Genomic DNA, 18,969 nt, shown 5'->3' on the forward strand with positions numbered 1-18,969 from the left:
CAAGATGCGCAGGCGAGAACCTACCCCATGAGCACGCATACCTTCCTCTGGCACGACTACGAAACCTTCGGCGCAACACCGCGGCGCGACCGGCCGGCGCAGTTCGCCGCGATCCGCACGGACGCGGACCTGAACGAGATCGGCGACCCGATCATGCTGTACTGCCAGCCGGCGCCGGATTACCTGCCCGATCCGCAGGCTTGCCTGATCACCGGCATCACGCCGCAGCAGTGCCTGGAATACGGCGTCCCCGAGCACAAGTTCGCCGCCACCATCTGCGAGGCCTTCAGCCAGCCGGGCACCATCGGCGTGGGCTACAACACGATCCGCTTCGACGACGAGGTGACGCGCCACCTGTTCTGGCGCAACCTGATCGACCCCTATGCGCGCGAGTGGCAGAACAACTGCGGGCGCTGGGACCTGCTCGACGTAGTGCGCATGACCTACGCGTTGCGGCCCGAAGGCATCGAATGGCCGCGCAACGACGATGGCAAGCCAAGCTTCAGGCTGGAACACCTGACCCGCGCCAACGGCCTCACGCACGAGGCGGCGCACGACGCGCTGTCCGACGTGCGCGCCACCATCGCCATGGCGCGCCTCATCCGGCAAAAGCAGCCGCGCCTGTTCGAGTTCTGCCTGGGGCTGCGCAACAAGGACAAGGTGGCGGCCGAGATGGGCCTGCACCTGGCCCCAGCCGAGCGCCAGCCGTTCCTGCATGTGTCGGGCATGTTCCCGGCCGACCGCGGGTGCCTTGCGCTGGTGTGGCCGCTGGCGCAGCACCCCACCAACAAGAACGAGATCCTGGTGTGGGACTGCGCGCACGACCCGTCCGAACTGTTCGACCTGGACGTGGACACGATCCGCACGCGCATGTTCACGCGCAGCAGCGAGCTGCCCGAGGGCGTGACGCGGCTGCCGATCAAGAGCGTGCACATCAACAAGTCGCCCATGCTGGTCTCCAACCTCAAGACCCTGAGCCAGGAAATGGCCCAGCGCTGGGGCATGGACCTGGAACGCGGCCGCGCGCACGCGCAGGCGGCGGCGCAGGGTCCGGACATGGCGGCGACTTGGGCGCAGGTATTCGAGCGGCCGCGCGCCGAGGGGCCGGTGGATGTGGATGAAGACCTGTACGGCGGCTTTGTGGGCAATGGCGACCGGCGCAAGCTGGACTCGCTGCGGCAGGAAGCGCCGGAGCGGCTGGCGCAGTTGCGGCCCGCGTTCGACGATCCGCGGCTGGGCGAACTCCTGTTCCGCTACCGCGCACGCAACTTCCCGCACACCTTGTCCGAAACAGAAATGCAGCAATGGGAAGAGCACCGGGCCGCGCGGCTGTTCGAAGGCGCCGGCGGAGCGCGCACGATCGAGCAGCTGATGGGCGAGATCGATGCGCTGTCGGAGACGGCAAGCGAGCGCGACGAAGAGATTCTTGGCGCGCTGTACGACTACGCCGAATCCATCGCCCCGAGCCGGCGCTGAGATGTCCGTAGGGTGGGCGGGTTTCCCGCCCACGCGTTCATGCAGCGCATGCACTGGTTGAACGCGTGGGCAGGAAACCTGCCCACCCTACCAAAATCGGCGGTAGCACACGTAGGGTGGGCTCTTGAGCCCACGCGCTTGTCACGCGCCGTGTGCGGCCGCGTGGGCTCGAGAGCCCACCCTACAAATCATCAGCGGTATTGGTTGATGGCGTCGCGCGTCTCGATCGCCACGCGCCGCGCCGCCGCGGCAAAATCCTCGCCGTCCTTTGGCGTGGCGTACAGAATCGCGCGCGAGGAATTGATCATCATGCCGGTGCCCGCCGCCGTGCGCCCTGCCTTGACGGTCGCCGCGATATCCCCGCCCTGCGCGCCGATGCCCGGCACCAGCAGCGGCATGTCGCCCACAATCTTGCGCACCTGGGCCAGCTCTTCCGGAAAGGTCGCGCCTACCACCAGCGCGCACTGCCCGTTGCGGTTCCACTTTTCGGCCACCAGCCGCGCCACGTGCTGGTACAGCGGCACGCCATCCACTTGCAGGAACTGCAGGTCCGACCCGCCAGGGTTGGAGGTGCGGCACAGCACGATCACGCCGCGGTCCGCCCATTCCATGTACGGTTCCACCGAGTCCGAGCCCATGTAAGGGTTGACCGTCACCGCATCGGCCCCGTAGCGGTCGAAGGCCTCGCGCGCATACTGGTGCGCGGTGGCGCCGATGTCGCCGCGCTTGGCGTCCAGCACCAGCGGGATATGGGGGTAGGTTTCGCGCAGGTAGCGGCACACCGCTTCCAGCTGGGCCTCGGCGCCCAGCGCGGCAAAGTACGCGATCTGCGGTTTGAATGCGCAGGCCACGTCGGCGGTGGCGTCGATGATGGCCTTGCAGAACTGGTAGATGCCGTCCGCCTGCCCGCGCAGGTGCGCAGGAAAGCGCGCCAGGTCGGGGTCCAGGCCAACGCAGAGCAGCGAGTTGTTGCCCGCCCACGCGGCCGAGAGTTTGTCGATGAAGTTCATGGCTTACCTTTCCAATTCTGCAAACCCCGCCATTGTACCCGGCAGAAGTGCGGGGTTTGCCCGTTTGGAGTATATTTTGGACATTCAACAACCTTGCTAATGGTGCATCATGACCCGATCCGTTTTTGCGCGCTGGTTCCGCCTGTTCTTTGCCTTCACTCTCGTCACGACCGTGCTGTCCGGCTGCGGCTACAACGAGTTCCAGCAAAAGGACGAGGCCACCAAGGCAGCGTGGAGCGAGGTGGTGAACCAGTACCAGCGCCGCTCGGACCTGATCCCGAACCTGGTCAACACCGTCAAGGGTTACGCCTCGCACGAGAAGGACACGCTGGAAGCGGTCACCCGCGCCCGCGCGGCTGCCACCAGCATCCAGGTCACGCCTGAGGTGCTGAACGACCCGGCTGCGTTCCAGAAGTTCCAGCAGGCGCAGGGGGAATTGACCAGCGCCCTGTCGCGCCTGATGGCGGTGTCGGAAAACTATCCCAACCTGAAGGCGGACACGAGCTTTCGCGACCTGCAGTCGCAGCTGGAAGGGACCGAGAACCGCATCACCGTGGCCCGCCAGCGCTACATCGCCGCAGTGCAGGATTACAACGTGACGGTGCGCAGCTTCCCGACCAATATCACGGCCAAGGTGTTCGGTTACCAGCCCAAGCCGTCGTTCACGGTGGCCAACGAGGCGGCGATTTCGACGGCACCCAAAGTCGATTTCGGCAAATAAGACGATGATCCTGTTGCGCTATTTCTGGTGCCTGGCCCTGGCGTTCTGCCTGGCCGGGCCGGCGCACGCACAGTTCAAGCCCGTGCCGCCGCTCACCGCGCATGTGGTGGACCAGGCGGGCATGCTCGACGCCAGCCAGCGCGAGCGGCTGGAAGCGGTGCTGGCCGACTACGAGGCCAAGACCGGCAGCCAGATCGCGGTGTTGCTGGTCAAGTCCACCGAGCCGGAAGCGATCGAACAGTACAGCATCCGCGTGACCGACCAGTGGAAGCTCGGGCGCAAGGGCGTGGACGACGGCGTGCTGCTGATGGTGGCGCGCGACAATCCGCCCGCCCTGCGGCGCCTGCGCATCGAGGCAGGCCGCGGCGTGCAGGGCGTGCTCACCGACGCCCAGTCCAAGCGCATCCTGCAGGACGTGATTGCGCCCTACTTTCGCCAGAACCAATATTACGAGGGCCTGGTGGCCGGCGTGGGGGCGATTGCCACCCTGCTGAACCAGGAGCAGTTCCCGGCGGCCGCGCAGCAGCGCCAGCAGCCGCAGGAGGATGACGGCGGCGCCCTGCCCGGCCTGTTCTTCACCTTCATCGGCATCATGATCCTCCTTTCGATATTCCGGCGCGGCGGCCGGTCGCGCCTGTCCGGCGGCGGCTGGGGCAGCGGCGCCACTGGCTTTATCCTCGGCAGTATCCTTTCCGACATGAGCCGTCACCGTGGCGGTGGCGGGTTTGGCGGTGGCGGATTTGGCGGCGGCGGTGGCGGCGGCTTTTCGGGCGGCGGCGGCAGTTTTGATGGCGGCGGCGCCTCGGGGAACTGGTGATGACGCACAGCTTGCACCACCGTATCAAGCGTGCCCTGCGCCATGTGCGCAGCAGTGCCGGGCACGCGCGCCGCACCTTCCCGCCGGACGACCTGAAGGCGTTCGCCGAGGCGATCACCGCCGGCGAGCAGACCCATCGCGGCGAAGTGCGCCTGATCGTCGAGAAAGCATTGCCGCTGGACGCGGCCTGGGCTTGCATGAGCAGCCGCCAGCGCGCGCTTGCCCTGTTCGCCGATCACGGCGTGTGGGACACCGAGGAAAACTGCGGCGTGCTGATCTATGTGAACCTGGCCGAGCACCAGGTGGAGATCGTGGCCGACCGCGGCATCGACCGCAAGATCGACCAGGCCACCTGGCAGCAGGTGTGCCGCACGCTGACCGAGGGCTACGCGCGCGGCGAGTTCCGCAGCAGCACGCTGGACGCGATCGGCCAGGTGAACCAGCTGCTGCGCCAGCATTTCCCGTCCGACGGTCCCCGCCCTAACGAGCTGCCCGACCACCCGGTCATGCTGTAGCGATGGCGCGGCCACCAGCCGTGCATTCCACCACGAGGAGCCACCATGAGACTAGCCAACAAAGTCGCGATCGTCACTGGCGCGAGCCAGGGTATTGGCCTGGCCTGCGCCAAGCGCTTGGTGCAGGAAGGGGCACGCGTGATGCTGGCCGACGTGCGCGAGGCCGAGGGCCACGCGGCTGTCGAACAACTTGGCGCGGCGGCGCGCTTCTTTTGCGCGGACGTGAGCCAGAAGGCCGACGTGGACGCGCTGGTGGCGGCGACCCTGGAGGGGTTCGGCCAGCTCGATATCCTCGTCAACAACGCCGGCGTGACCCATGCGGCCGAGTTCCTCGACCTGGCCGAGGAGGACTTCGACCGTGTGCTGCGGATCAACTTGAAGTCGATGTTCCTGTGCAGCCAGGCAGCGGCGCGCGAGATGGTCAAGCGCGGCAGCGGCTGCATCATCAATATGTCGAGCGTGAACGCGGAGCTGGCCATTCCCAACCAGGTGCCCTACGTGGTGTCCAAGGGCGGCGTCAACCAGCTGACGCGGGTGGCGGCGATCAGCCTGGCGCCGCACGGGGTGCGCGTGAACGCCATCGGGCCGGGCACGATCCTGACGGAACTGGCGAAAAAGGCGGTGCTGGGCAGCCCGGAAGCGCGACATACCATCCTGTCGCGCACGCCCCTGGGGCGCTGCGGCGAACCGGAGGAGGTGGCCGCCATCGCCGCTTTCCTGGCCAGCGACGATGCCTCGTACCTGACCGGCCAGACCCTGTACGCGGACGGCGGCCGGATGGCGCTGAACTATACGGTGCCGGTCCGGGAGTGAAAACCGGGGCGCGGGAAGCAGCGCGACAGTGATATTTCTAAAATGAATGTCTGGTATCGGAAAACGAAATTGGACATATATTTTGCGGCGCAGCATACTTCACCTGTCTCCACTATTCTCCTCCAAGAAAATAGTTTAAGCCCGCTCTCTACAGCGGGCTTTTTTTTGTCCTTTCTGCCTGAGCATGTGCAACAGCGCCTGTTGAACGGGTGGGCGGAAAATCCGCCTACCCTACGAAAATCCGGGACATTAACGCGGCATGGTCTTCACCGGCACGTTCTCGGCCTGGGTCATGCCACAGCGGAAGCCGCCGCGCCCGTTCCACGCATCATCGATCGCGAAGTGGGCCTCGAACGGCACCTCGACCACGCCGATCGCAGGCGGCGGCAGGTAATCCAGGTAGGTGCCCTTGAGCGCCACCAGCTTGGTCACCGGGCCCAGCCCTGCCGCGTGCACCTGCCCGGTCACGTTGTTGATGACCTTCTCGTTGTTGGGCGGGGCCACCGCCTGCGTGATCATGGCGTGGCCGGACACCTTGCCGCTACCGGACACCACCACCAGCGAAAAATGCAGCGTTGGCGCACCGGCGACATTCTCGTTGCCGGCAAGACCGTTCACCAGATACGTTCCGAGCGTTTGCATGGTCGATCTCCCCCTTCTTGGGCGGGCTTGGGTAAGGAGGCAAGCCCCTCCTCCGTTTTGTTTCGCAGGGAAATCATCTTGTGCCGGTTTAATCGGCCGCAACACTGTGCGTGTTGATAGCTTGCGCAATGGCAGGGCCAACGGCGATCCGGCCGAGCTGCAAATGTTCCGCCCGGTGACGCCCAAACGCTTGAGCCACGTCATCCTGCAGTCACATTGGCTGCCTATACTGGATTCATCTGCGGTACGCGCAACCGATATGCCCGACTCGCAGCCCGGTGTGCCCTGCCCATGCACGGCACACCACCCGAATTCTCGCGTCTCTTGGCCCGATCTTGGGTTGTGCCCGCCTCTACCGGCGGGCATTTTTTTATCCAGTCATATTTTTTCCTGCAGGAAAGCGAGCAAAAAAAGGACGCCGGCCCGTCTTGAAGACGGCTCAGTCTTGGCTATGATGAATTCCGCGCGCCGCGTTTTCGCCACGCCGCCGCGCCAGACAAACGACAAAGGGAGCTGGTCCGATGACTATTCACGTACCTGAAACGATGTCCAATGCACGAGAGAACCCGACTGATTCCGGCCGTCGCCAGCACGGGCCGGAAGACCACCTGATCCTGAGCGAGCTGAACCCACAAGCGGTCGTGGACGCGCTCGACGAAGGGGTGCCCCTGAACCTGATCACGTTTGGCAACGTGCGCGAGGTATGCCCCAAATGCAAGCAGCACCTGAAGCTGGTGCTGCGCCAGGCGCGGGTGCGCATCGCCCACCTGCTCTGTTCCGGCTGCGACAGCTGCTTTGACGCCCATTACGCCAACGGCACGCCGGCCCTGACGCTCTGAACGCCGGGCAGTCGTGCGTCCGGGCTGCCGGGCGGCATGGTATGGTAGATGTTTTCCGCATTGAACGTCTTCCATGCCTGCCCTGTTAGCAACCCTCGTCTTCGATCCCAAACTGCGCACGCTGCGCCTCGGCTGCGCGATCCTGATGTACCTGACCATCCTGGTGGCCGGCTCGATCCCGGGCGCGCGCGCCGAGATCGGGCACGTCGCCTCCGGCGCGGTGCTGCACTCGATCGCCTACGCGGTGCTGGCCTTCCTGTGGTTCACCGGCAGCACCGGCAGCGCCCCCGCGCGCGCCGCCAAGGCGGTGCTGGCGGTGGCGGTGATGGGCGCCGGCGACGAATTCGTCCAGAGTTTCTTCCCCTACCGCGGACCGGCGGTGGGCGACTGGATCGTCGATTGTTCCGCCGCCCTCGTCACCAGCGTGCTGCTGTGGCTGCTGATGCCCGGCCAGGAGCGCGCGCGCCGCGGCTGACCCCCACGCGCCCACAACATTCCTTCCTCCCGAGCCAGCTTTGATCTGGCTCATGGTCAAGCCGAGTCAGCTGGAACGCGCCCGCCGTTCGTGCCTCTTACACCCGAGTGGCACGCGGCATCGTCACGCATCTCCAGTAAAACCATTCCAATCGGAAGGAGTTGATCATGAAGCATAGACACCAGAGCTTGCTGCTGGTTGGCTTGCTGGCCATTGCGCTGTCGGCGTGCAGCAACATGCGGCACGGCGGTAGTCAATCCACCGGCGGCGACATGTCGGGCGCCACCAGCAGTGGCGGCGAGTCCGGCACCGGCACGGGCACCGGCAGCAGCGGCGCCGGCGGCTACGGCGGCGGCACCAGCGGCGCCTCAGGCGGCTCGCAATCGGGCACGGGCGCGGCCGGCACGGGCACCTCCGGCTCCTCGGGCTGGGGCGGCACCTCGGGCAGTTCGGGTAGTTCGGGCACTTCCGGCAGCTCGGGCACTTCCGGTTCCTCGGGCAATGACCAGTCTGGCTCCGGCACCTCGGGCACCTCCGGCATGTCGGGCAGCTCGGGCGGCGGCAGCGCCAGCATGGAAGACAGCGGTTCGGCCGGCAGCATGGCCGGCACCGCCGCCGGCAGCCAGGACATGTCGCAGGGTTCGTCGGCGGCAGGCCAGTCCACGGCGGCCAGCTCGGCCCCGAACGCAACGGTGGTGTCGATCGACGTCATCCCGCGCAGCGCCAGCGGCGCCACCGGGGCCGGCAGCATGGCCGGTGCGGCGGTGGGCGGCAGCACCGGCGGCGCGACCGGCAGCGCCACCGACCGCGTGTACCGTGTCACCTTGCGCATGGACGACGGCAGCACCCGTGTCGTCACCCAGGAGACCACCCCCGACTACCGCGCCGGCGACCGCATCAACCTGACCAGCGGGGTCATCTCGCACTGACCGGCTAGTAGACCTGTTCGACCAGATAGCCTCGCTGCGCAAGCAGCTGAGGCAATCCGTTCGCGCCCAGCAGGTGCAGCAAGCCAACGGCAATGAAGGTGACGCTGCCCTGGCGCATCAGCTGTTCGATGTGGGCGACCATCTCCGGATTGCGCCGGCCCAGCAGCACGCGGCGCGTGAAATCGGCTACCGCGTCGCCGCCCCGGGTGGCGTCCTGCAGCAGGGCGTCGCGCGCCTGCGCGTCGCCAGACGACCAGGCAGCGACCACCGCGTGCGCGCGCCGCAGTGCGCTGCCATCACGCAAGGCGCGCAGCGTTTCGCGCAGGTAGCGTTCGGATTCGACATCGTTCATGGTGTCGAACAGGGCCAGCTGGTAGTCCGCGCTTTCCAGCTCGGCGACCGGTGCGCCGCGGCTTTGCGCATCCGCCAGCAGCACGCTCTCGACGCCGATGCTGCGGCGGTAGCCGTCGCGCTCCAGCGCCATGCTCAGGAGCAGGTTGGCCAGCAGCCAGGGCTTGAAACGGCGCATGCTTGCCACGCTGATGCCCTGGTCGTGCAGGGCTTCGGTGAGCTGCGCTGCCGTGTCCGGGGGCAGGTGGTTGCGCACATCATCGCCCGGGGCGTAGCTGCCGTGCTTGTCCACGGCGCGCGCGAACGCATCGTTGCCGCGGGTGTCCAGCTCGACCACCAGCCGGCTCGCGCTGCGCAGCGCGCGGCCGACTTCGGGGGCGAGCGGGTAGAACGCGGCGCTGCCCACATGAATGGTGCCGAACAGGTAGGCGACGCGGCCGTCGCGGCTGATGCGGTACAGCCCGCCCTGGTGGTGCGCGGCGACCGGGGCCGGGCCTGGCGGCACGGCCGGTTGCGGCAGCATGTGCGTGCTGGCCGCCAGCGCCATGTTGCCGGCCCACGCGGCGGCGCTGGCCAGCGCCAGTGCGGCGGCAGCGGTCAGGCGCCACGCCGCCCGGACCAGGAACGCCTGCCCGGGGCTGTGCCGCGCCGCATTGTGTTGGTCACCCGATGTCCTGGCTGGCATGCGGCGTAGCTTTCTGTCACGTCAATCAATCGTTTCAGGCACACGCTTGGGCAGCTCATGCGTCGCCTGAACGCGTGGGCGGGAGACCCGCCCACCCTACCAGTCTACTCGGCGCCGACCTTTTGTGCGCGCGCGCGCTCGGCCATGACGGCCTCGGCCGCCTTCTTGCCGGCGATGAAGGCATGGTCGGAGTTGTAGTACTCCCATTCGCTGTAGCGTCCGGCGAGCACGATGTCGTAGCGCGCCAGCCAGGCACGGATGGTTTGCACGTTGGCGGCGCGCTGGTGGTCGTACACCACGTAGGCGTACGGCATGTCGACGATGTTGGCGGTGATGATCTCGTCATCGTCGCGCAGCATGGTCACCTTGCGGCAGTCCGCGATGCAGCGCTCGATCAGCGCCTGGCCATCCACCGGCAGCGGCTTCCATGGCGAATACGATATCTCGCAGGTCAGGCCAAAACCACCGGGCGGGTTGCAGTACGGGCTGGCATTCCCCTGCACAAAGATCCGATGGAAAATGCTGTCCTCCGGGTAATAGATCCAGTGCTTGTCGGTGACGTTCTCGCGCCCCACGCCCAGGTTCACGCACTTGATCGAGATGTGCTTGAGGCCCTTGGCGGCCTGGCGCACCTCTTCCGGCGCCTGCTCGCCGATCAGCTTGACGAGCTCGGGCAGCGGCATGGTCGAGACCAGGTGGTCGTAGCGGTAGCGGCTGCCATCGGCCATGACCACCACATGCTCGCGCGGCAGCACTTGCACCACCGAGGCATTCAGTTCGATCCGGCCCTTGATGTGCGGAACGAAGCCGTTCATCAGCGCCTGGAAGCCGCCCTTGAGCGGATAACCGAAACGCGCATTCGGCCCCATCGGCTTGCCCACCGGCTCGAGCGCGCCCTCGATGATTTCCTCCAGGTTCGGCAGCGGCACCCGCCCGCCCAGCCACGAGGTTTCCATCTCGGTCAGCGGCACGGTCCACAGCTTGCGGTTGTAGGGGATCGCGAAGTGCTTGCCGATGCCCTTGCCCCACACGCGGTAGATGAATTCCTCGAAGTTGGCGGCCTCGCGCTTTTTCGGCGCAAGCTGGGTCGCATTGGCCACGTCGGCCGTGCCGTCGCCGCAGCAGTCCTCGACCGGCTTCATCGCACACGCCGCGCCGCCGTCGGCGTTGCCGTAGCGCGCCTCGATCGCGCCCATGATGCATTCGGTGATGACTTTCGGCGGCAGCCCGTACAGCGCGCCCTGGAACGGGTAGCGCGTGTAGGTGTTCTTGCTGTACACCCAGGCTTCGCGGTTCTGCCAGTGCATGTTATCGCCCAGCAGGACCTCGTACAGTTTGAGCACGTACGGGTCGTTGGAGAACATGATGTGGCCGGCGTAATCGAAGGTGAAGCCCTTGTCGTCCACCGAGCGGCACCAACCGCCCACGGTCGCGTTCTTCTCCAGCAGCACGGTGTTCGCGCCCAGGTGGTAGGCGGCCGACAGGCCGGTGGGCCCGGCGCCGATGATCACCGTGCCGGTCTTCTGCGCCGCCCCGCCCTGCGGCGAGCGCAGCGGATTGACCTTGCTGCCGTCGGCCTTGACCGCCGCGCCCGGCTGCACGAAGCTGGCCTTGGCGGCGTGCCGTGGCGGCGCGCCATCCATCAGCGCGCGCATCTGGCTGGCGGTGGCGTCCCACGAGGTGTGCGCGACGATCTCGCGCATCGCCTCGGCCTGGGCCGCGCGCTGGGCCGGCTCCATGGCCAGGGCCGCCTCGCACGCGGCGATGAATTCGGCCGGGCCTTCGGCAATTGCGACAACGTCGCCGTAGGGCGTGGCGACGTCGGCGATCGGCGTGGAGACGATCGGCAGCTCCGCCGCCATGTACTCGAGCACCTTGGTGGGGCTGATGAAGCGCGTCGCCTCGTTCAGCGCGAACGGCAGCAGGCACACGTCCCAGCCCGCCAGGAACTGCGGCAGCGCCTCATACGGTTGCTGCCCCATGTAGTGGATGTTGGGCTGGCGCGGCAGCTCATGTTCGCCGATCTTGGCCACCGGCCCGGCCAGCACGATCTGCCATTCGGGATGGGCCTTGGCCACCGCCTCTACCAAGCCGGTATCGAAGCGCTCGTCGATGACGCCGTAGAAACCCAGGCGCGGATGCGGGATCGCGGACTGCGCCGGATGGCTCAGGCTCCGGTCGCGGCCCTGGCCGAAGTGGGCCACGTCCACGCTGCTCGGGAAACAATGCACGCTGTGGTGGCGCGTGCGCTTCGCTTCGTACAGGCTCGGGCCGCCGGCGAACACCAGGTCGGCCAGGTTCAGCAGCGCCGTCTCGCGCTGCAACAGCTGCTTGGGCGGATTCTTGAACGATGCCAGCTCGTCCATGCAGTCATACACCACCAGGCTCGGGTTGAGCCCCTGCAGCAGGGGCAGCGCCATCGGCGTGTAGAACCAGACGATCGGGCGCTCCCCGGGCGGTAGCAGGTCCGCCAGCAATGGTTGCAGCAGCGGGATCTGGTCGTCATGAAAGCCCCCGGCCGCTACCTTCGTATGCGCGCGGCACACGGTCACGCCGGGCGCCGGGCTGCTTTTGTCGAGATACGGTTCCCCGTCATCATGTTCCGGTTCCTCGACAAACAGGACCGGATAGTGCTGCGCCAGGCGCGTCAGCAGGTGCTGAGGCCGTTGGAAGACGAAATCCCAGCGCAGGTGGCTGAATACAACGATCGAAGGCATGATGACTCCTTTACCGCCCCGCGCTCGCGAGGCGTGCGGTTAATCGGTCTGTGTCGCACATGGGCCGGCCGCCTTGCACCAGGGTGCAGGTCATGCGCCGGGCCCGGTTCCCTCCTCCACATCCTTTTTCTCGAGCGAGACATTGCGTGTGGCGGCGCTGATCACCTCCAGCGGCAGCTTGGGAGTACGGTCCGCATTGAGCAGGCCGTTCGCTTCCTGGAAGGTGTCGGCGAACTGGGTATAGCAAAAGCCGCTGAACATGAAGGTGGTGTTGGCCACCTCCAGCAGCCGGCGGTACAGCGAGAGATAGCTCTCGTCCGTGTGGGCTCGCGTGTAGCCCCAGGTCTTGTCATCCGGCGTCGCGTTCGGGTCGAACGCGATGCCGCCGAATTCGGTCAGCACGATCGGCTGGCCGCGGTGCGGGAAGCCGTCGAGCGTGAGGATGCGCCCGCCGGGACGGCGCTGGTCGAACAGCGTGCGCACCGGATCGGACACGGCATAGCGCTCGCACAGCTTTTCAGGATTGCAGTCGTAGTCGTGGATGCCGAGGATGTCGGTGGCCGAGGCCTCCCAGCCGTCGTTGCCGATCACCGGGCGCGTCGCGTCCAGCGTGCGCGTCAGGTGGTACAGCGCCTCGACCGCGTTGCGATGCGCCTGCGTCAGCGTCAGGTTCGGCACGCCCCACGATTCGTTGAACGCGACCCACACCACGATGCACGGGTGGCTGTAGTCGCGGTGGATCGCCTCGGTCCACTCGCGCACCATGCGCGTGATCGCCTTGGGCGAAAAGCGGTAGGCCGACGGCATCTCTTCCCACACCAGCAGGCCCAGCCGGTCGGCCCAGTACAGGTAGCGCGGGTCCTCGATCTTCTGGTGCTTGCGCACGCCGTTAAAGCCCATCAGCTTGGCCAGCTCGACGTCGCGCTTGAGGTGCTGGTCGGACGGCGCGGTCAGGAAGGACTCGGGCCAATAGCCCTGGTCCAGCACCAGGCGCAGCTGGTAGGGGCGGCCGTTGAGCATGAGGCGGTCGCGATTGATCGCGAACGCGCGCAGTGCCGTGTACGAGCGCACCCGGTCCACCACCTGGCCGTCCACGCGCAGCGTGACCTCGGCGTCGAGCAGGGTCGGCCGCTCGGGGCTCCACAACAGCTCGTTGCGCGAGTCGTCGATGCCGGGGTCCGACAGTGCGATCTTGCGATTCGCCTCGCCCGACACGACCTTGTAATTGTCGTCCGCCAGCAGCTGCCGGCCATGCCAGATCTTCACCTCGACGAACATGTCCTCGGTCGGGATATCGCCGGCCGCGAACACCTCGCAGCCGATCTCGAAGGTCTCGAAGATCGGGGTCCACTTGAGCGTGCCGATGTACGTGTTCGACACCTGCTCCACCCATACCGTCTGCCAGATGCCGGTGGTGCGCGGGTACCAGATCGAGTGCGGCTCGAGCAGCCAGTCCTGCTTGCCACGCGGCTTTTCGAGGTCGAACGGGTCGTCCTCGACGTACACCGTGACCACCTGGCGGCCGTCGGCGTGCATCGCCATCGTGATGTCGGCGGAGAACGACGTGTGCCCGCCCGCGTGCTCGGTCACCTGGTGGCCGTTGACCCACACCCGGCATGCGTAATCGACCGCGCCAAAGTGCAGCACCGTGCGCCCGGCGCTGGGCTTGAGCTCGAATTCGCGCTGGTACCAGCAGGCGCGGTGAAAACCGGTGTCGCCGATGCCCGACAGTTCGGTCTCCGGCGCGAACGGCACGTTGATCTCGTGGGTCCAGCCGCTCACCTGGCCGGGCAGCTTGAACTGGCCCTCGTCGTCGTAGCGGAAGCGCCACTTGCCGTTCAGGTTCATCCACTGGTCGCGCACCAGCTGCGGGCGGGGATACTCAAACTGGCTCATTGTTTTCCTTTCCTTGCTCTGGCACCGGGATCAGGATCCGGCCGGCTCGTTCATGCTTGTTGTATGCGGAAAGCGCAGCCTGCGCCGCCTGCCTGGCCTGCCCCGCGCGGCACAGCGCGACCACCGCGCCGCCAAAGCCGGCCCCGGTCAGGCGCGCGCCGTACACGCCGGGCGCGGCGCGCAGCGCGTCCACCAGCGCGTCGAGCTCGGGAATCGACACCTCGTAGTCGTCGCGCAGGCTGGCGTGCGATGCGTTCATCAGTTCGCCGAAACGCTCGGCCGAGACGCCGCGCGTGGCTTCGAGCACGCGCAGGTTCTCGCGCACCACGTGGCGCGCGCGCTGGCGCAGCGGCGGGGGAAGCTGCTCGACCGATTCGGGATCTGTCACGTCGCGCAGCGAGGCCACGCCGAGCTTGCGCGCGGCCTCCTCGCATTCGGCGCGGCGCTCGTTGTACTTGCTGGCGGCGAGCTTGCGTGCCACGCCCGAATCGAGCACGATGATCTCGGCGTCGGGCGGCAGCGGCACCAGCCGGTGCTCGAGCGTGCGCGCATCGATGAACAGCATGTGGCCGCGGTCGGCCAGGCTGGACGCCATCTGGTCCATGATCCCGCAGTTCACCCGCGCGTATTCGATCTCGGCGCGCTGCGCCAGCCGTGCCAGCTTCACGTCGTCCAGCTCGATGCCGAGCAGCTGGCGCAGCGCGCGCAAAGTCGCCACTTCCAGCGCCGCCGAGGACGACAGGCCCGAGCCCACCGGCAGCTCGGTCGACGCGTACACGCGCAGCGCCGGCACCTTGATGCCCTCGGACTGGAGCAAACGGATGCAGCCCTCGATGTAGCTGCCGAAGCCCGGCGGCGGGCTGCCGCCTTCCGGGAAATCGATGCCGGTGTCGAGCGTGGACGAGTAAAAGTAGAAATGCCCGTCGCCGCTCTTCTTCATCGCCACCGTGGTGTGCTGGGGCGTGGCAACCGGGAGCATGAAGCCGTCGTTGTAGTCGGTGTGCTCGCCCAGCAGGTTCACGCGGCCGGGCGCCGAGGCCACCACGTCGGGTGCGCCGCCGAAAAAGGTATCGCTGCTCGTCATGTCACCTCCAGCCACAGCGGCCGCTTGCGGCCCTGCACTTCCAGCGCCGGCCAGGCCGGGTCGCAGGTCAGGTTCTCCAGTCCGTCCGCGCCGAGCACGAAGGTGTCTTCGATCTTGGTGCCCACGAAGCTCGGGTTGAACGCGAACGCCATGCCCGTCTCGAGCTCGGTCGCGGTATAGGGCGTGGCCACGATCTCGCGCGACAGGTAGCCGGTGATGCCGCCCTGGTGGTGCTCGCGGATCGCATCGGGCCGGTTGGCGTGGCGGTAGGCCTGCTCGAACGCGAAGTACACCGCGGACAGCGAATTGCCCGGCTTGATCGCGGCAAGGCCGGTGGCCTCGACCGCCATCAGGTCCTGCTGGTCGCCGCTGGCGGGGCCAAAGCTGACGAAGCGCGTCAGGTTGGCGTACAGGCCGTGGCGGCGTGCGCAGAACACCAGCATGGCGCGCTGGCCGAGCCGCTCGCCGGACGGGGTGGCGTGGCGGTACAGCGGCAAGCGGCGCTCGCCGGCCACCAGCACCAGCGCCGGGTGGATGCCGCGCCGCCACAGCGCCTGCGCGCCGGCGCCGGCCAGGTCGTATTCGGTCCAGTCGGGCCGCGCCAGGTGCAAGACCTCGGTCATTGCCTCGGCCGACTCGCGGCCCAGCGCGCGATAGCGTTCCTGCTCGTCGCTTGAGAGCACCAGGCGGCGCTGGCGCAGCGCGGCCGGCAACGCCTGCTCGGCCGCCACCGGGCGATCCGACAGCACCGGCCGCCCGTCCGCCACCTCGAGCACGTAGCGCTCGCGCAGTTCGAGCTCGGCCCACGGCACCACGTGGAACGCAAACCCCGGGGGAATTTCCTCGTCGCGCAGGCGCTGCGCCTCGATCTCGTCGGTGAGCACGCAGGCTTCCTCGCGCGAGACCAGCACCTCGGCCACGCCGGTCTCGGCGGCCATCAACACCGTGTTGGAGCCGCCCGCCGTGATCCACGCGAACCAGTCGGTGCCGCGCAGCCGGATCGCGCCGGCGCCGGCCTGGTCAAGGGCGGTGCGCAGCAGCGCCAGCTTTTCGAGCGCCTCCGCGCTCCTGATTGCCACTGCCTCGCTCATGCGCTCTCCTCCAGGTTCGCCGGCACCTGCTGCAGCTCGTAAGCGGTGGTCTCGGGCAGCACGTCCATGGCGAACATGCCGGCGCCGATCTCGGTGCCGGCCAGGTACTTGAGCCGGTCGCGCGTGCGGTACGGCGGGAAGAACTGGGCATGCAGCTGCGTTTCGGGATGCTCGCCGCCGTCGGTCGGGGCCTGGTACCAGGTCATCAGGTACGGGAAGGGACGATCCCACAGGTGGTCGTACTTGAGCAGCACGGTCTTGAGCGCGCGCGCCAGGTCCTCGCGCTGCGGCGGGGTGAGCGCGGCGAAGTCCTTGCACGGCGCCGTCGGCATCACCCACACCTCGTACGGATAGCGCGCGCACGGCGGCACGAATGCGATCGCGTGTTCGCCTTCGTACAGCACGCGCTTGCCGTCGGCCGCCTCGTCGCGCGCCATGTCGCACAACAGGCTGGTGCCGTGCTGCAGGTAGTACTCGCGCTCCTGCGCCAGCATGCGCGCCGGCACGCTCGGCACGAACGGATAGGCGTAGATCTGCCCGTGCGGGTGGTGCAGCGTCACGCCGACCTCGGCGCCGCGGTTCTCGAACGGCAGCACGTAATGGATGTGGTGCTGGCCGCCGATGCGCGTGGTGCGGTCGCCCCATACGGCCAGCAGCAACTCGATGCGCGACAACGGCAGCGCGCCCAGCGATGACACCGGGTCCTGCGTGAACACGACCACTTCGCAATGCCCGTTGGCGGGCGCGGTGGGCACCGTCAGTACCGGCGGGTCGTGCGACTCGAACGACAGCGACGGGAATCTGTTGTCGAACACGGCGATTTCGTACTCGCCCTGCGGCAGTTCGGTCGGGTGCGCGGGATCAACCGTGACCGCCAGCGGGTTGTACTGCGGCGGCGGCTGGTAAGTGCGATTCTGGCGATAGGCCGCGTAGGTCACCCATTCGCCTCGCAACGGGTGCCAGCGCAGGTGCGGGTTCGCATGCTGCGGGTCGGCGAACGGGCTCGGGGCCACGATCCCGTCCGGTATGGGCTGGTTGCTGTAGAGAGTGAGGTGTCGACCGTCCGGCTTGGTTAATTCTTTGAAATGCATGGCATCGTTTGAATGTCGAGCATGTGAATTGGAGGCACGCCGCAAAGACCTTCCTTGGCAACGCACCGCGGCTGGGGACCGATCCTATCATGCAGTTTTCACCACTTTTTCCGTGCATAACCATTGCAATTTCTATAGGTAAAGCCGGGTGTGCTACCGCGCGACAACGGAACAGGCCGTGGCCCGCGCCGCCCAGAGGGAAGGCGTTGCACAGCGCGACGTTGCACGCGCCGCTCGGCCAAGGACGTAGTCCTGGGCTTACAAAACGAATGGGCGTTTTTACGGGTTTCCGTGCGGCGGACGCCTACAGGCCAGAGTGCACTACAGATGAGTTAACGGCGTTGGAACAGCGCTTCCCGCTCCGGCACACGCGCGCGGCTTGGAGTATCGTATTGCCAACGACCCAAGCCACGGAGAACAAGAACATGAGCCAAAGGACCATCAAGCGCGTGCACCCGGCAGTGCGCGACGACATCGGCGACCTGCTGACCCAGCGGCCGCTGCCGAACCCGCACCTGGACCAGGTCGATCCCTTCCTGTTCCTGAACCACCACGGCCCGCAGACCTACCCGCCGCACAACCAGGGCCTGCCGTTCGGGCCGCACCCGCACCGCGGTTTCGAGACCGTGACCTTCATCCTGGATGGCATGCTCACGCACCAGGACAGCGCCGGCCACGAAAGCATCATCCGGGCCGGTGGCGTGCAATGGATGACGGCCGGGCGCGGCATCATCCACGCCGAGATCTCGCCGCGCGAATTCCTGCGCCACGGCGGTCCGCTCGAGATCCTGCAGTTGTGGGTGAACCTGCCGCCGCACCTGAAGATGGCCGAGCCGGCCTATGTGGGCCTGCAGCGCGAGGACATCCCCGCCATCGAAGTGGACGACGGGCGCGCCGTGGTCAACCTGGTGGCGGGCACGTTCAATGGGGTGACGGGACCGGTGCAGTCGCTGACCGGCGTCTTCATGAGCACCATTGCGCTTTCCAAGGGCGCGCGCTTGCTGCTGACGGGCCTGACGGGCCGCAGCGTGCTCCTGTACGTGGTGCGCGGCATGGTCGAGGTGGGGCCGGACAAGGTCGAGCCGCTGCACCTGGCCGAGCTGAATGCGGAAGGCGACGCGCTCGACCTGTCGGCCGAGTCGGACGCGCTGCTGCTGTTCGGGCACGCCGAGGCGATCGGCGCGCCGGTGGTGTCGCACGGTCCGTTCGTGATGAACACGCGCGAGGAAATCATCCAGGCCATCAACGACTACCAGGCCGGGAAGTTCGGCGCGCCGCACTGAACGCGGCGCGCCGTGGCGCGCGGCTTAGCGTACGGCGACGTTCATCGTCACGTCGGTGGCGAGCGAATCGCTGTTGAAGTTCAGGCGCATCGCGTCGTCGCGCGAGGCGAAACGGTTGGGCGCGACCGGCACGATCTCGGTCTTCTCGCCATCCACTTCGGCGTACAGCTTGCGATGGTCGGCGGTCACGTGCAGCGTGCGGCCGTCTTCCAGCGCGTAGGCGCCCTGCACCGCCTTGAATTGCGACGGGTCCAGGCGATAGCTGGCGTGGACCGCCGGAGCGGAAACATTGACGGTGGCGTCAACGTTGGTAGCAGCCGGAGCGGCCGAAGCGGACAGCGAAACGGTGGCGGCGGCGGCCAGGGCCAATACGTGGGTCATGCGCATGATGTTCATCCTTTTGGTGAAATTTGGGGACGGACCGCACCGCGATGCAGGGCGGTCCACGTCGTTCAATTTCGCCGGGCGCGTTCGTAATTAGCCTGGCGAATGATGACAGTGTAGCCAGCGCAGCGCGCGCCTCAAGCGCCAACC

18 protein-coding genes are annotated in these 18,969 nt (G+C 67.1%); 9 read left to right on the plus strand and 9 right to left on the minus strand.

What is annotated here, in order from left to right:
• Positions 1-27: 27 nt before the first annotated feature.
• Positions 28-1,476, plus strand: a complete 1,449-nt coding sequence (gene sbcB, locus NX774_RS12860; protein WP_258822571.1) for an exodeoxyribonuclease I — start codon at positions 28-30, stop codon at positions 1,474-1,476.
• Positions 1,477-1,667: 191 nt separating this feature from the next.
• Here sbcB and pyrF read toward each other — a convergent pair whose 3' ends face one another.
• Complete coding sequence (pyrF, locus tag NX774_RS12865; RefSeq protein WP_258822572.1) at positions 1,668-2,486, minus strand: orotidine-5'-phosphate decarboxylase; 819 nt, start codon at positions 2,484-2,486, stop codon at positions 1,668-1,670.
• A gap of 109 nt (positions 2,487-2,595) precedes the next feature.
• On the opposite strand from pyrF, the gene NX774_RS12870 reads away from it, so the two are divergent.
• Genes NX774_RS12870 through NX774_RS12885 form a run of 4 tightly spaced genes read left to right on the plus strand, consistent with a single transcriptional unit; the run spans position 2,596 to position 5,352 of the window.
• A complete protein-coding gene (locus NX774_RS12870) occupies positions 2,596-3,207 on the plus strand; it encodes a LemA family protein (RefSeq protein WP_258822573.1) in 612 nt (203 codons plus the stop codon).
• A gap of 4 nt (positions 3,208-3,211) precedes the next feature.
• Positions 3,212-4,024, plus strand: a complete 813-nt coding sequence (locus NX774_RS12875; protein WP_258822574.1) for a TPM domain-containing protein — start codon at positions 3,212-3,214, stop codon at positions 4,022-4,024.
• Positions 4,024-4,539, plus strand: coding sequence for a TPM domain-containing protein (locus NX774_RS12880; RefSeq protein ID WP_258822575.1), 516 nt, complete (start codon positions 4,024-4,026; stop codon positions 4,537-4,539). Before NX774_RS12875 ends, NX774_RS12880 begins: the two co-directional genes overlap by 1 nt.
• Positions 4,540-4,584: 45 nt before the next feature.
• Positions 4,585-5,352, plus strand: coding sequence for an SDR family NAD(P)-dependent oxidoreductase (locus NX774_RS12885; protein WP_258822576.1), 768 nt, complete (start codon positions 4,585-4,587; stop codon positions 5,350-5,352).
• Positions 5,353-5,601: 249 nt separating this feature from the next.
• On the opposite strand, the gene NX774_RS12890 is transcribed toward NX774_RS12885, so the two are convergent.
• Positions 5,602-5,994, minus strand: a complete 393-nt coding sequence (locus NX774_RS12890; protein ID WP_258822577.1) for a DUF1842 domain-containing protein — start codon at positions 5,992-5,994, stop codon at positions 5,602-5,604.
• A gap of 545 nt (positions 5,995-6,539) precedes the next feature.
• On the opposite strand from NX774_RS12890, the gene NX774_RS12895 reads away from it, so the two are divergent.
• The 3 genes from NX774_RS12895 to NX774_RS12905 all read left to right on the plus strand — a co-directional run bounded on the left by NX774_RS12895 (position 6,540) and on the right by NX774_RS12905 (position 8,237).
• Complete coding sequence (locus NX774_RS12895; RefSeq protein ID WP_258822578.1) at positions 6,540-6,833, plus strand: hypothetical protein; 294 nt, start codon at positions 6,540-6,542, stop codon at positions 6,831-6,833.
• Positions 6,834-6,906: 73 nt separating this feature from the next.
• A complete protein-coding gene (locus NX774_RS12900; protein ID WP_258822579.1) occupies positions 6,907-7,308 on the plus strand; it encodes a VanZ family protein in 402 nt (133 codons plus the stop codon).
• 167 nt (positions 7,309-7,475) lie between these two features.
• Positions 7,476-8,237 carry a hypothetical protein gene (locus NX774_RS12905; protein ID WP_258822580.1) on the plus strand — a complete coding sequence of 254 codons (762 nt, stop codon included), beginning with the start codon at positions 7,476-7,478 and terminating at the stop codon, positions 8,235-8,237.
• Positions 8,238-8,241: 4 nt separating this feature from the next.
• Here NX774_RS12905 and NX774_RS12910 read toward each other — a convergent pair whose 3' ends face one another.
• The 6 genes from NX774_RS12910 to galT all read right to left on the minus strand — a co-directional run bounded on the left by NX774_RS12910 (position 8,242) and on the right by galT (position 17,152).
• The gene (locus tag NX774_RS12910; RefSeq protein WP_258822581.1) at positions 8,242-9,273 is read right to left on the minus strand and encodes a TraB/GumN family protein; all 1,032 of its coding nucleotides are present in this window, start codon (positions 9,271-9,273) and stop codon (positions 8,242-8,244) included.
• Positions 9,274-9,377: 104 nt separating this feature from the next.
• Positions 9,378-11,990: an FAD-dependent oxidoreductase gene (locus tag NX774_RS12915; protein WP_258822582.1), complete on the minus strand. Its 2,613-nt coding sequence runs from the start codon at positions 11,988-11,990 to the stop codon at positions 9,378-9,380.
• A 90-nt stretch (positions 11,991-12,080) separates the two neighbouring features.
• Positions 12,081-13,886 carry a glycoside hydrolase family 2 protein gene (locus NX774_RS12920; RefSeq protein WP_258822583.1) on the minus strand — a complete coding sequence of 602 codons (1,806 nt, stop codon included), beginning with the start codon at positions 13,884-13,886 and terminating at the stop codon, positions 12,081-12,083.
• Complete coding sequence (gene galK / locus NX774_RS12925) at positions 13,873-14,970, minus strand: galactokinase (protein WP_258822584.1); 1,098 nt, start codon at positions 14,968-14,970, stop codon at positions 13,873-13,875. The genes NX774_RS12920 and galK overlap by 14 nt, the downstream gene beginning before the upstream one ends.
• Complete coding sequence (locus NX774_RS12930; RefSeq protein ID WP_258822585.1) at positions 14,967-16,061, minus strand: M24 family metallopeptidase; 1,095 nt, start codon at positions 16,059-16,061, stop codon at positions 14,967-14,969. The genes galK and NX774_RS12930 overlap by 4 nt, the downstream gene beginning before the upstream one ends.
• Positions 16,058-17,152, minus strand: a complete 1,095-nt coding sequence (gene galT, locus NX774_RS12935) for a galactose-1-phosphate uridylyltransferase (protein WP_258822586.1) — start codon at positions 17,150-17,152, stop codon at positions 16,058-16,060. Before galT ends, NX774_RS12930 begins: the two co-directional genes overlap by 4 nt.
• 425 nt (positions 17,153-17,577) lie before the next feature.
• Here galT and NX774_RS12940 point away from each other — a divergent pair, with 425 nt between their 5' ends.
• Entirely contained in the window at positions 17,578-18,435 is an 858-nt protein-coding gene (locus tag NX774_RS12940) for a pirin family protein (RefSeq protein WP_258822587.1), read from the plus strand.
• Between the two features lie 24 nt (positions 18,436-18,459).
• Here NX774_RS12940 and NX774_RS12945 read toward each other — a convergent pair whose 3' ends face one another.
• Positions 18,460-18,822 carry a hypothetical protein gene (locus NX774_RS12945; RefSeq protein ID WP_258822588.1) on the minus strand — a complete coding sequence of 121 codons (363 nt, stop codon included), beginning with the start codon at positions 18,820-18,822 and terminating at the stop codon, positions 18,460-18,462.
• Between the last annotated feature and the right edge of the window lie 147 nt (positions 18,823-18,969).

The organism is Massilia agilis, assembly GCF_024756255.1.
In the GTDB taxonomy this organism is placed as follows: Bacteria; Pseudomonadota; Gammaproteobacteria; order Burkholderiales; family Burkholderiaceae_D; genus Telluria; species Telluria agilis.